Source organism: Pseudomonas sp. Irchel s3b5 (assembly GCF_900187435.1).
Lineage (GTDB): Bacteria > Pseudomonadota > Gammaproteobacteria > Pseudomonadales > Pseudomonadaceae > Aquipseudomonas.
In genome coordinates this window covers 256,239-269,352 of record NZ_FYDY01000005.1, presented here as the reverse complement: position 1 = coordinate 269,352, position 13,114 = coordinate 256,239, and the positions used below count along the sequence as shown (strand labels likewise).

Sequence of the window (13,114 nt, the reverse complement as noted above, 5' to 3'; positions counted from 1 at the left end):
TGAAGCGGTGCGCCGTCTTCTTGGACAGCGCACCGTCGATCAATTGATCTGGAATGGATAAACCGCGCCCAGTTTAAGGATTTGCGTCAGTTCATCCAGTGCCGTCCGGCACTCAAGCAGCAACTGCGGGTCCGCCAGATCGTTTTCGGTCATGCGGTCGCGGTAGTGCTTGTCGACCCATTCGGTCAGTGAGCCGTACAACGGTGCGGTCATGATAACCCCTGGGTTGACCGCCGCCAGTTCGGTTTCGTTGAGCGCGACGCGTAGTCGCAGGCAAGCCGGGCCACCGCCGTTCTGCATGCTCTGCTTGAGATCGAAAACCTTCACTTCGCGGATCAGGCCGCCGGAGCTGGTCAAACCTTGCAGGTAGTTCCAGACACGTTCGTTACCACGGCACTCTTCCGGCACGATCAACAGCATGGAGCCGTCAGGGCGCGACAGAAGCTGGCTATTGAACAGGTAGGAGCGAACCGCGTCCTCCACGGAGACCGCGGAACGCGGCACACACACCGACTGAAATTTCCCACCGACCTTGGCGAGTTTGCTCTGCAACTCAGCGAGCATCTTCTCGGTCTCGAGGAACGCGTCCTCGTGATAGAACAGCACTTCGCCATTGCCCACGGCGATCACGTCATTGTGGAAAACGCCCTGGTCGATCACTGACGGATTCTGCTGGGCGTAGACCACGCCGTCATCGCTCAAGCCGTGCAGACGGGCGACCGCCTGGGACGCTTCGAGAGTCTGGCGCGCCGGGTATTTCTGCGGTGCCGGGTAGCGGGTGTCGAACGCGCTGCGACCGAACACGAAGAACTCGACACCGGCTTCGCCGTACTCACGGCAGAAACGCGTGTGGTTGGCCGCGCCTTCATCGCCGAACTGCGCCACGGCCGGCAACGCGGCGTGGTGGGCGAAGTGTTGCTGGTCAGCGAACATCGCGCCCAGCACACGGCTGGTGGTCGGGTGTTCAATGCTGCGGTGGTATTTGCAGTTGAGGTTGGCGGCGGTGAAATGCACGCGGCCATCCGCGGTGTCGGCGCTCGGGCTGACGGTGGCAGCGTTGGCCACCCACATGCTCGACGCCGAGCAACTGGCGACCAGCAGCGGCATCGCTTCCTTGGCGGCGCGCTCGATCACTTGAGCGTCGGTGCCGCTGAAGCCCAGACGACGCAGGGCTGCCACGTCCGGGCGCTCTTGCGGTGCCAGCACGCCTTGCTGGAAACCCATTTCCATCAGCGCTTTCATCTTCGCCAGGCCTTGTAGCGCGGCTTCCTTCGGGTTGGAAGACTGCTGACTGTTGCTCTGGGACGCGACGTTGCCGTAGGACAGACCGCCGTAGTTATGGGTCGGCCCCACTAGACCGTCAAAATTGACTTCATAGGATTTCATCAGCGAGGCTCCACGAGAATCTGTTGTTATAGGCTTCAGTAACCAATTTTTGAGACCGCAGCGCGGCCATCGCCAGCAGGCTGGCTCCCACAGTGATTGAGTCTTGCGAACTCAGCCGAACCTGTGGGAGCTGGCTTGCCAGCGATGGGCATCACGCCATCTTCACGCCAGGCGTCAAGGTGGCAGGCATCACCAGGCTCGGTGTTTCCAGCGAGGCCACCGGGTACGCGCAGTAATCCGCCGCGTAGTAAGCGCTGGCGCGATGGTTACCCGAGGCGCCCACACCGCCGAATGGCGCGCTGCTCGCGGCGCCCGTCAGTTGCTTGTTCCAGTTGACGATACCCGCGCGACTCTCAAGCCAGAACTGCTGGTAACGCGCCTCGGAATCCGACAGCAGACCGGCCGCGAGACCGTAAGCGGTGTCATTGGCTTCAGCGATAGCCGCTTCAAAATCAGCGTAGCGGATCACTTGCAGCAACGGGCCGAAGAGTTCTTCGTCAGGACGATTGGCCACGGCCGTCACGTCCAGAATGCCGGGGGTCAGCAAGGCCGATTGAGCCTGAGGCTGCGTCATATCCAACAGCGCCACAGCGCCATTGGCCAGCAGATGTTCTTGCGCATCCATCAACGCTTTCGCAGCGCCAAGGGAAACCACCGAGCCCATGAACGGCGCCGGTTGCTGATCGAAAGCACCGACTTCAATCGTCGAGCTGACGGCCACCAGACGCGCCAGCAACGAGTCGCCCCACGCACCTTGCGGCACCAACAAGCGACGGGCGCAAGTGCAGCGCTGACCGGCCGAAATGAACGCCGATTGAATGATGGTGTAAACCGCGGCATCAAGATCAGCGACTTGATCGACCACCAGCGGGTTGTTGCCGCCCATTTCCAGCGCAAGGATCTTGTCCGGACGACCGGCGAATTGCTGATGCAGGTGATTGCCGGTGCGGCTGGAACCGGTGAAGAACAGACCGTCGATGCCCGGGTTCGCCGCAAGGGCGATACCGGTTTCGCGAGCGCCTTGCAGCAGGTTCAACACACCGGCCGGCAGCCCCGCCTCGATCCAGCACTTGACCGTCAGCTCGGCGACTTTCGGCGTCAGTTCGCTTGGCTTGAACAGCACGCTATTACCGGCCAGCAGCGCCGGCACGATGTGGCCGTTCGGCAGGTGACCCGGGAAGTTGTAAGGGCCGAACACCGCCACCACACCGTGAGGTTTGTGGCGCAGTACGGCGGTGGCGTCGCCCAGCGGGCCGCTCTTCTCGCCGGTACGTTCGCGGTAGCTCTGCACCGAGATCGCAATCTTGTTGACCATGCTGGTGACTTCGGTCGCGGCTTCCCACAGGGGTTTGCCGGTTTCTTCGCCGATGGTATGCGCCAGTTCGTCAGCATGGCTCTTCAGCGCAGCGGCAAAGGCTTCCAGAATCGAAATACGTTCTTCCAGGGTCCGACGAGCCCAACCCGGGAACGCCTGACGTGCAGCTTGCACCGCCGACTCAACCTGATCAGTGGTGGCACCGGTCCCGGACCACAGCACTTGCTGGGTCACCGGGTTCAGCGATTCAAAGGCTTCGCCCTGACCGGCCAGCCATTCACCTGCAACGTATAGCGACTTCATTATTTCGACTCCCGGGCAGCGGACAACGCGACGGCGCGCACTTGGTCGCCAGCGTTGAGTTGAAGACGTTTGGCGGTCAGCGGGTCGACCACCAGCGTACCGGCGGCCAGACGTGCCGGTGCAGCAGTGATGCGGCAGTCATCGCGTTTACGGTTATGAATGATGAATGGCGTTGCGTCGTCGCCCGGAGTGCCAACGGCCAGCACCAGTGCCTGACTGTCGCGCACGGCGCGGATCTTGCCGGTTTCACACTCGATGGCCGGACCGGCGTCGAAGATGTCGACGTAACCCTGATAGCTGAAGCCTTCGCTTTTGAGCATGGCCAGCGCCGGTTCGGTGTCCGGGTGTACCTGACCGATCACGTTGCGCGCATCCGGCGACAGGAAGCAGGTGTACAGCGGGAATTTCGGCATCAGCTCGGCGATGAAGGCCTTGTTGCCTACACCGGTCAGGTAGTCAGCCTGGCTGAATTCCATTTTGAAGAAGTGCCGACCCAGGCTTTCCCAGAACGGCGAACGCCCGGCTTCGTCGGAGACACCGCGCATTTCGGCAATGATCTTGTTACCGAACAGCTGCGGGAACTCGGCGATGAAGAGCATCCGCGCCTTGGACAGCATGCGACCGTTGAGACCGGTACGGTAATCGGCGTGCAGGAACAACGAGCAAAGCTCGGAGTTGCCAGTCAGGTCGTTGGCCAGGAACAGCGTCGGGATTTCGCGATAGATGTTCAGCTCTTGCGAGGCACTGACGGTCAGACCGACGCGGAAGTTGTACCACGGCTCACGCAGGCCGACAGCACCGGCAATGGCGGAAATACCGACCACGCGACCGTCGTCGTCTTCGAGCACGAACAGGTAGTCCGCATCGCCCCGCCCGGCTTCGCCGCGAAAGGTCTTCTCAGCCCAGCCGACCCGATGGGCCAGACGTTCTTCGTTGGCCGGCAAGGTGGTCAGGCCGGTGCCGGTGCTGCGGGCCAGGTCGATCAGAGCGGGTAAATCGCTGCTGCGTACGGGACGAACGATCATGCTATCTCCTCAAACGGGCCGCTTGCGCCACCCGTGAAACTTCGCTGCTTACTAGGCATCAATTGCGACGTTAAACCGCTACCAGGCGCACGCTTGCACCTTCACCGACGCCCAGGGCTTCGGCTGTTTCCAGATCCAGGGTCACGGGTTTGCCCGGCGCGTAGTCGAGTTCGAGCATGACCGCGCGGTAATCCTGCAACTGGGCATTGGCCACCAGGTATTGACGACCGACGCCTTTGACCGGCTCGCCGATTTTCACCGGCACCACGCGGCTCTGGGCGATCGAACGGATCCCCGAGACGCGGGCGTGCAAGGTCGGGCCGCCGTCGAAGATGTCAATGTAATGATCGGTCTCGAAGCCTTCGCGCATCAGGATGTCGAAGGTGATCTGCGCACGCGGATGCACCTGGCCCATCGCTTCTTGCGCGGAGTCCGGCAGCAACGGCACGTAGATCGGGTAATGCGGCATCAGTTCGGCGAGGAACGTACGGCTCTTGAGCCCGCACAGGCGCTCGGCCTCAGCGTAGTTGAGGTCGAAGAAGTTGCGGCCGATGGCATCCCAGAATGGCGAGTCGCCGTTTTCATCGCTGTAACCGACGATCTCGGTCACCACGGAATCAGCGAAGCGTTCCGGATGGCTGGCGACGAACAGCAAGCGGCCACGGGAATTCAGTTCAGCCCAAGGCGAACCCACCAGCTCGCGCTGCACGTAGAAACTGGTCAGCAAGCTGTTGCCGGTCAGGTCATGGCACTGCGAGAGCACGTGGATCTTGTTGTGAATCTTCAGCTCGCGGGAGGCGTGCACGAAGGTTTCGTTGCGGAAACTGTAGAACGGCTCGGAATAACCGGCCGAGGCCACGATGGCCGAGCAGCCCACCAGTTTGCCGGTGGTCGAGTCTTCAAGAACGAAGAAATAGCTCTCTTCACCGTTGAAGCTCACTTCGGCGGCGAACGAAGCTTCGCTCGCGGCGATCTTGTCGCTCAGGCGTTCAACGTCATCCGGCAAGGAAGTGACACCAATCGGGCTGTCCGCAGCCAGACGCTGTACCTCGCCCAGATCAGCCATTTGCGCGGGGCGCATCACCAGCATGGTGTCACTCCTTATCGTAAAACTCTTATAGGAAAAAACACCGGATTCAACTTGAAACACCCTTTGTAGGAGCCGGCTTGCTGGCGATGGCGGCAGGTTGATCGCCGCAAGGCTTGAGGGCCTCATCGCCAGCAAGCCGGCTCCTACAGGTGTGGTGAGTCAGAGCGGATCCGGCATCAAAATTGGGTTCGACACCTGAAAGCTCAGGCGTCGAAGGGTCTATCAGGCTTGTGTCAGTTTTGCAGCAGCACGCTCGAAGCGGTCCAGACCGGCGTCGATATCGGCATCTTCCACCACCAGGCTCGGGGCGAAACGCACCACGTCCGGGCCGGCTTGCAGAACCATCAGGCCTTCTTGCTCAGCGGCGTTGAAGATGTCCTTGGCCTTGCCTTTCCAGGCATCGCTCAGCACGCAACCGATCAGCAGGCCCATACCGCGAACCTTGGTGAACAGGCCGTACTTCTCGCCGATCTGCTCAAGGCGCGCCTTGAACTTGTCGTGCTTGGCGTTGACGCCGGCCAGCACTTCAGGGGTGTTGATCACATCGATCACGGCTTCGGCGACAGCACACGCCAGCGGGTTGCCGCCGTAAGTGGTGCCGTGGGTGCCGACGACCAGGTGCTTGGCCAGGTCTTCGGTGGTCAGCATCGCCGCGATCGGGAAACCTCCGCCCAGGCTCTTGGCGCTGGTCAGGATGTCCGGGATCACCCCGTAATGCTGGTAGGCGAACAGATGACCGGTACGGCCCATGCCGGTTTGCACTTCGTCGAAGACCAGCAGCGCGTTGTTCGCGGTGCAGAGCTCGCGAGCGCCTTGCAGGTATTCGAGTTCAGCCGGGATCACACCGCTTTCGCCCTGGATCGGTTCCAGCACCACAGCGCACGTCTTGTCGGAAATGGCGGCTTTCAGCGCGGCCAGATCGTTGTACGGCACGTGGGTGATACCGGTGATTTTCGGACCGAAGCCGTCGGAGTACTTCGACTGGCCACCGACGTTCACGGTGAACAGGGTGCGGCCGTGGAAGCTGTTGAGCGCGGCGATGATCTCGTACTTCTCGCTGCCGAAACGGTCGAACGCGACACGACGGGCCAGCTTGAAGGCGGCCTCGTTGGCTTCGGCGCCGGAGTTGCAGAAGAAGGCGCGGTCGGCAAACGTGGCGTCGATCAGCTTATGGGCCAGGCGCAGGGCCGGCTCATTGGTGAACACGTTGGACACGTGCCACAGCTTGTTCGCCTGCTCGGTCAAGGCACCGACCAGCGCCGGGTGCGCGTGGCCCAATACGTTGACGGCAATCCCGCCGGCGAAGTCGATCAGCTCGCGGCCAGACTGGTCCCAAACGCGGGAACCGGCGCCACGCACAGGAATGAATGCGGCAGGCGCATAGTTGGGAACCATTACCTGATCGAAATCGGCGCGTTGTACCGCAGCGTGCTCAACGGACATCGGAGTCTCCTGAAGAGAAAACACTCGCCTGAAACTGGCGAGCTTGGTGAGGATTGTAAGGACAGTTTTCAGCCCGGCCTTGCCGCCAAGCGACAACTTCTTATAGCGCAAACCCCGGATTTTCCCGGGTTTACGGCAATGCGACATATAGGGTCGCAAAGGCGCAGTTTAACTGGCGGAGGACGTTTGCGGCAGGCTTGCTCAGTTGTATCGCATGCCGAATTGCCGAGTGCGGTAACTATGTACCGCACGTCGCCCTCCTTGCCGGGTTTTTCTAGGGCTTTCAATAGCCGACGAACACCCTTCGCCATGAACACCGAACCTACCGACATAGTTGCATCCGATGCTTTGCGGCCGGACATCCATTATCAGCCACTGATCGACGGCATTCCGGCCTGGCTCCGCCATTCGTCCGCCCAACGGCGTGAAGCGCTGGGTAACATCAAACCGATCATGCCCGCGACGCTCAAAGACGCGCCGGCGCATCATCACGCAGAACTGGGCAAACTGATCGCTCGCCACACCGTCAGCCAGAATCGAGTCGATCAGGTCCTGGCGCAGTTGAAAAATCCCGCTGACTTCGCAGCACCATTGCTCAAGGCTGAACTCAAGACACGTTTCGGGCTGGACCTGGACGTTCGCAACACCTTTCTACGCCTTTACATTCCAGCCCATATTCCCTGGCTGCGGCTGAAGTCCGGGGCTGCACGTACGTGGAGCGTGTCATTGCTGGACGCGGCGCTGCATAACTTCGAAAGTTCGGAAACCGAAACCGACGCCTTCGAGCCCGCCTCAACCTACATCACAACGCCTTCTGCCGACGGGCTATTCAATGTCCTGCCGAACATCCTGGAAAAAATGCCCATTACCGCGTTCACCGGTCTGTGCCGGGAACTGGACATCGGCGAGCGCTACAAATCCTATCTGCACGATAATCTGGGGATCAGCAATCCGCTGGTTGCAGCGACCCTTCGAACCAACGTCAGTGAAAGTCAGAAAGCGGCAATGACCGCTGCCTTGCAAATGGCGCAGATGCAAAAACTGCTGAGCGCCGACGTCCATCGCCTGATCCTCGGCCTGCTCGACAACCTGCCCTATCTACGCTTGCGCGGTCAGCCGTGGGGCTATCACGACCTGACGATCATGAACGCCCGCCTGACCGGCATCGTGCTGTTCGCCCCGGACCTGGAAGCGGCGCGGGAAGCGGTCAGGGTGGTCGCCTACATTCCCGACGACCCCGAGCACCCGATAAAAGAGTACGCCTCGTCGGCAGCATTCGCCGAGGAGCTGGGGCGGCGCTTGCGAAAACCTGACTATCAGCAGTTTTTCAGTCGATTTATCGACCATGAGGATCGCGGTCACTTTTTCGCTCAATTGAACAACCAGCTCGCGCCCATTACCTGGCAACCGATTCAACCGGGAGATTCAAGACCGACATGGCGAGAATCACCCAACCAGCGCCCCGAACTACGCATCGCCTGCATGCCGATCAAGGGCGAACTGCTGCCCCATCTCTATCAGAGCAAACTGAACAAGATCCTGAATGATGCGCGAGTGATTGCAGTCCCCACCGCGACGGTCGATCAGCGAGCCCGTTGGGCGCTGTGGGATTCCTTCGCCGAAATAGCATCGACGCTGCTGAACATTGCGGCTTTTATCGCCCTGCCCTTCGTGCCGTTCCTCGGCGAGTTGATGCTCGCCTACATGGCTTACCAGTTACTCGACGAAACCTTCGAAGGCGTGATCGACTGGGCCGAAGGCAAGGCAACCGAAGCTTTGGAGCACCTCATGGGTGTGGTTGAATCCGCCCTGCTACTGGGCGGCTTTGCAGTGGGTGGAGTGATCGCGGCGAGTGAGTTTCGGGCAATTTTGCCCAAGGAGATTGTGCAATTCATCGACCGCTTGAATGCAGTGAAAACGCCTCGTGGGCCAACCCGCTACTGGCAGCCCGATCTGAGACCCTACGAACACCCCGTCGTACTGCCCAAGGACCTCAAACCGGATGCGCTCGGACTTTACCCGCATGAAGGCAAAACCCTGCTGGCACTGGAAAACAATCGCTACGCGGTCAGCAAAGACGCGCGGACAGGCCAGTATCGAATTGACCATCCTTCGCGAGCCGACGCTTACAAGCCTGCGTTAAAACACAATGACGAGGGCGCCTGGCAGACCGAACTGGATCAACCGTTGAGCTGGGATCAAGCCACGCTGCTCCAACGCATCGGTCCGCAGATGGAGGAGTTTTCCCCAAGCGAGCGCGAACGCATGCTCACCGTCAGCGGCTGTCACGAAAATGTGCTGCGCAAAATGCACGTCCATAACGAGCAACTTCCACCGTTGCTGTCCGACACCCTCAAGCGCTTCAAGATAGAACAGGACATTCAAACGTTCATCGAGCGCATCGGCAGCGAGCATGCACACGACTATCTCAAGGCCGACCCCGTTACGCAGTTCGAACTGCTATACGAAACTCGCGGCTGGCCAGATCACAAAGTGCTGCAATTGATTGATGGCGATGGGCAGGTCCTCTGGAGCCAGCCCGACGCCAAGGGTCAAGCCGTGACCATTGATATCACTGGACACGACGGAGACGTAATCAAGACGTTGCTGCTGACACTCGATGAAGGGGAAATCAAAGCGATATTGGGGGAAGCCTTCGGCGAGCCACCTTCAAGCATGGACAGTCGCGCACGCAAACTGCGCCAAACATTGGCGGGTATTGCCGAGCGCAAAAGAACCACACTGTTCGGCGAACGCTACCGCCAACTCGAACGCGCCAATCGTCCACTGGCACAAACCATTATCGATGCTGAACCGGGACTGCCGAAGGTCTTGGCTGAAGCCATACTCGACACCACCAGCGAAAAGGAGCTGCAACAACTGCAACGCGGCACGCTCTCCCAACGTCTTGCAGACCTGACGCAAGAAGCTCGGCTACAAGTGCGGATTTCACGCGCCTACGAAGGCCTTGATCTGATATCCACCGCCGAAAACCCTGACACCCACCGCCTTGCCCTGCATACGCTGGAAAGCCTGCCCGGCTGGTCCGGACGCGTGCGCGTGGAGATTCGCCAGTATTCCCACGAAGGTCCTGTGTTCGACAGCATCGGAGGTGCCGAGGCCCCGGAACAGAAAGTCCTTGTGCTGGATGAAGAGGGATCGTTTCAAGCCTTCGACCAAACGGGCCTTGAGCTCGGCGGCACAGGTTCTTTTTATCGTTGCTTGCTGCAGGCCCTGCCAGACAGTGAACGTCGCGGCATGAACCTGCAAATCAGCGACCAGACAAAGCTGCATCAATCGATACGCCAGCATGCCATCCACCGCCAGGACCTGCGTTCCATACTGGTACAAAACCCGACCTCAAAGCCTGCTTACGATCCGGCCGTCATGCGCCTGCTGGGCGGAACGGACGGTTACCTTCGCACCCCACCCGCCGCATCGACCCTTCAGGTCCGAACCCATGCGCTATTTCCGCATCTGTCGCCGGAGCAATTGGAACGTTTTGTCGAGCAATTGCAGCGGCACCCCAACGGGCCGCGCGCAGAACTGACCCGGTTGTATGCCGAACACACACAATTGTTCGAAGACCTGCAAAGCTGGATCGCCGACGTACCGCAGTTTGCGCCGCAGACCTTACGCCGATACAGCCCCGAACAATTAGCGATTCAACGACGCAACCGGATAAATCTGGCGGGCGAGTTACAGAACTGCTGGCGCCGAGAAATGACTTTTTCGATTGCTGACCAAACACCCATGGAGCTGTATTCGTCGCCCATTGCAGGGCACCTTCCACAGTTGAATCACTCATTTTCCAATGTGAGTCGACTCGCATTCGAGGGGCATCCTGCCTCCAGCGGCATGAATGATTTTCTGAGCCACTTTCCCGGATTGCGACGCTTGGCGCTGCGCGATTTCAGGCTCGACAGTTTCCCGGAGGCCATCGCCCGGTGTACCGACATCGACGAGTTGATCCTCAGCGATTGCGGTATCACCCTGACGCCCGAAAGCCACACAACACTGTCGTCATTTCAAAAGCTCAAGATCCTGGATCTGTACAAAAACCCGCTCGGCCTAATCCCTGATCTCGGCAATATGCCGGACCTGAACTATATAGATCTGTCTGAAACAGGTATCTCAGCGTTCCCGAGCGGGTTGTGGTCCCGACCGAAGCTGCGAACCACCTTGCTCAATGGCAACCAGATACGAGAGCTGCCAAGGGATTTGTTCCTCTTGCCGGAGGACGTTCAGGCGGGAATCGATTTGGGAGAAAACCCGATTAACCAAGCTGATCGCGAGCGCATAAAACAACATTACGCCAGCACGAATCACGACCTCGGCATCTATGCCGAGCAAGCGGATATCCAACGAGCGCAACGACTCTATCCCCTGCTCGATCAAGAGCAAGCCAGCCAATTCATCTATCGCTTGCCCGGCACCCTGATTGAAGGCAAAGCAGAATTGACGCGCCTGGAAAACGAGCTCGAAAGCCTGACCAATAATCTTGCAACCTGGACGGCTGACATCCCACCGATCCACCCAATGACCGGTGCTCCATTCACTGATCAGCAACTGACGCTGGAACAATGGACCCGGGATGAATTCAAGAATCTCGTGGAACGTTGCTGGCGGCGGACCACCGTTCCGTATGAATACGATGAGGATCTTCAACCCGGTTATGAACTGGTGCTATCGATGACCATCACCGGCGATCTGCCAACCCTGAACGCCGACTTCAGCCATGTGAGCCTTTTACATCTACAGAGCAACGGCGGCCTGACTTCAGGCGCCGGGCGTTTCATCGAGAGTTTCCCTCGCCTGAAAAGCCTGGCCATCCATGACTTCCGACTGGGCAGCATTCCTGACGCGGTGTTTAGAATGGAGGACCTGTCGGTTCTGGCGCTTGAGCATTGCAACGTCACACTCACGCCGCAATCCGCCCTTCAACTGGCCCAAATGGAGAAACTCGATTACTTGAATCTGAGCAATAACCCGCTGGGACAATCGCCCGACCTCAGTCAGATGCCAAACATAGCGACACTCATGTTGAGCAACACAGGCATCACCGAATTACCCGCAGGTTTGTTGCAGCTCAGGCAGTTGGATTTGGCGGACTTAAGCGCAAATGCGATCACCCACATCCCCCACGACTTATTGGAACTCCCCATGGAGATCGGGGAAAGCATCATTCTGAGAGGAAATCCGGTATCCGAAGAAAGCCTGCAAATTCTGCTCGCCTACTTTGATCGGACCACCGTCGACTTTGGGCTGCAACAGGTGATCGAGCGAGCAGAACTGCAGGCTTCCGATTCCGAGGACTCAGCCATCGAAGACTGATCGAACTTAACCGCGTTCGGAAGGCACCGACGACAATTCGAACGGGCTGCTGCTGCGTCGCTGATTGCGATCTTCCCGCGGCGTGGCGCCGAAGAAGTTGCGGTAAGCGCTGGAGAAATGCGGCCCCGAGGAGAAGCCACACGACAGGCCGATCTGGATGATCGACTTGCTGGTTTGCATCAACATCTGCCGGGCCTTGTTCAGGCGCAGTTCCAGGTAGTACTGGCTCGGCACGCGGTTGAGGTATTGCTTGAAAATGCGCTCCAGCTGCCGACGGGACACGCACACGTGCTGGGCGATTTCGTCGGTGGTCAGCGGCTCTTCGATGTTGGCTTCCATCAACAACACCGCTTGGGTGAGTTTTGGGTGGCTGGAACCGAGGCGGTTTTGCAGTGGAATGCGCTGGCGCTCGCCGCCTTCACGAATACGCTCGACCACCAGCTCTTCGGACACGGCTCCGGCCAGCTCGGCGCCGTGATCACGGGCCAGCACGGCCAGCAGCAAGTCGAGTACCGACATGCCGCCGCACGCGGTCAGGCGATCGCGGTCCCAGTCGAACAGATGGCTGGTGGCGATGACTTTCGGGAAGCGCTCGGCGAAATCGTCCTGCCAGCGCCAGTGCACGGCAGCGCGATAGCCGTCGAGCAAACCAAGCTGAGCCAACGGATACACACCGGCCGACAGACCACCGATCACGCAACCGGCGCGCACCAGTTGCTTGAGCGCACTGCTGAGTGCCGGCGTAATGGCCGTCGGTGGCTCGTCGGCGAGCAGGAACAGTTTCTGGAAGTTTTCGAGCTTGCCGGTCCACGCCTCACCAGGTAATTGCCAGGCGCCTTCGGTCGACGGTTCGGCCTGCAAGAACGTCAGTTCGTAGACCACGTCCGGATGCACACGCTGAGCAACACGCAAGGCCTCCTCAGCCAGCGCAAGCGTCAGTGCTTTAGTGCTGGGCCAAATCAGGAAACCAATTCGATGGGCAGTCATTGTGGGCTATCCGAAGCGAAAAACAGTGATGAAGGCATGGGCCAATGCTAGCCCCTAAATGAACGCAAATCTTAAAACCAGCAACGATCAAACCTGGGACCTGACCTGCTCGCCCCCCCCCTGTAGGAGCTGTCGAGTGAAACGAGGCTGCGATCTTTTGATTTGAACAATCAAGATCAAAAGATCGCAGCCAGCGACAGCGCCTACAGGGGATTGGGGCCGGCCTCTAAG

The 13,114-nt window shown here is 59.5% G+C and carries 7 protein-coding genes; 1 reads left to right on the top strand and 6 read right to left on the bottom strand.

Features of this window, described 5'->3' with window-relative positions; genetic code table 11:
• Positions 1 to 39: 39 nt before the first annotated feature.
• From astB to CKW15_RS08420, 5 genes are all read right to left on the bottom strand, one after another.
• Complete coding sequence (gene astB / locus CKW15_RS08440) at positions 40 to 1,386, bottom strand: N-succinylarginine dihydrolase (protein WP_095058849.1); 1,347 nt, start codon at positions 1,384 to 1,386, stop codon at positions 40 to 42.
• A 151-nt stretch (positions 1,387 to 1,537) separates the two neighbouring features.
• The gene (gene astD, locus CKW15_RS08435; RefSeq protein ID WP_095152045.1) at positions 1,538 to 3,004 is read right to left on the bottom strand and encodes a succinylglutamate-semialdehyde dehydrogenase; all 1,467 of its coding nucleotides are present in this window, start codon (positions 3,002 to 3,004) and stop codon (positions 1,538 to 1,540) included.
• Positions 3,004 to 4,029 (bottom strand): arginine N-succinyltransferase, encoded by a 1,026-nt coding sequence (gene astA, locus CKW15_RS08430; RefSeq protein WP_095058851.1) that lies wholly within the window; start codon positions 4,027 to 4,029, stop codon positions 3,004 to 3,006. Before astA ends, astD begins: the two co-directional genes overlap by 1 nt.
• A 70-nt stretch (positions 4,030 to 4,099) precedes the next feature.
• Positions 4,100 to 5,119, bottom strand: a complete 1,020-nt coding sequence (aruF, locus tag CKW15_RS08425; protein ID WP_095058852.1) for an arginine/ornithine succinyltransferase subunit alpha — start codon at positions 5,117 to 5,119, stop codon at positions 4,100 to 4,102.
• Between the two features lie 222 nt (positions 5,120 to 5,341).
• On the bottom strand, positions 5,342 to 6,562 hold the full coding sequence (locus tag CKW15_RS08420; RefSeq protein ID WP_095058853.1) for an aspartate aminotransferase family protein: 1,221 nt from the start codon (positions 6,560 to 6,562) through the stop codon (positions 5,342 to 5,344).
• On the opposite strand from CKW15_RS08420, the gene CKW15_RS08415 reads away from it, so the two are divergent.
• Positions 6,536 to 11,896, top strand: coding sequence for a dermonecrotic toxin domain-containing protein (locus CKW15_RS08415; RefSeq protein WP_371856291.1), 5,361 nt, complete (start codon positions 6,536 to 6,538; stop codon positions 11,894 to 11,896). The two genes, CKW15_RS08420 and CKW15_RS08415, sit on opposite strands and share 27 nt — an antisense overlap.
• A gap of 6 nt (positions 11,897 to 11,902) precedes the next feature.
• Here CKW15_RS08415 and argR read toward each other — a convergent pair whose 3' ends face one another.
• A complete protein-coding gene (gene argR / locus CKW15_RS08410; RefSeq protein ID WP_095058855.1) occupies positions 11,903 to 12,883 on the bottom strand; it encodes a transcriptional regulator ArgR in 981 nt (326 codons plus the stop codon).
• Positions 12,884 to 13,114: the final 231 nt, after the last annotated feature.

Bases quoted from the DNA above. Each gene is read 5' to 3' on its own strand.
- astB (WP_095058849.1), bottom strand. From the start codon at position 1,386: ATGAAATCCTATGAAGTCAATTTTGACGGTCTAGTGGGGCCGACCCAT.
- CKW15_RS08420 (WP_095058853.1), bottom strand. From the start codon at position 6,562: ATGTCCGTTGAGCACGCTGCGGTACAACGCGCCGATTTCGATCAGGTA.
- aruF (WP_095058852.1), bottom strand. From the start codon at position 5,119: ATGCTGGTGATGCGCCCCGCGCAAATGGCTGATCTGGGCGAGGTACAG.
- astA (WP_095058851.1), bottom strand. From the start codon at position 4,029: ATGATCGTTCGTCCCGTACGCAGCAGCGATTTACCCGCTCTGATCGAC.
- astD (WP_095152045.1), bottom strand. From the start codon at position 3,004: ATGAAGTCGCTATACGTTGCAGGTGAATGGCTGGCCGGTCAGGGCGAA.
- argR (WP_095058855.1), bottom strand. From the start codon at position 12,883: ATGACTGCCCATCGAATTGGTTTCCTGATTTGGCCCAGCACTAAAGCA.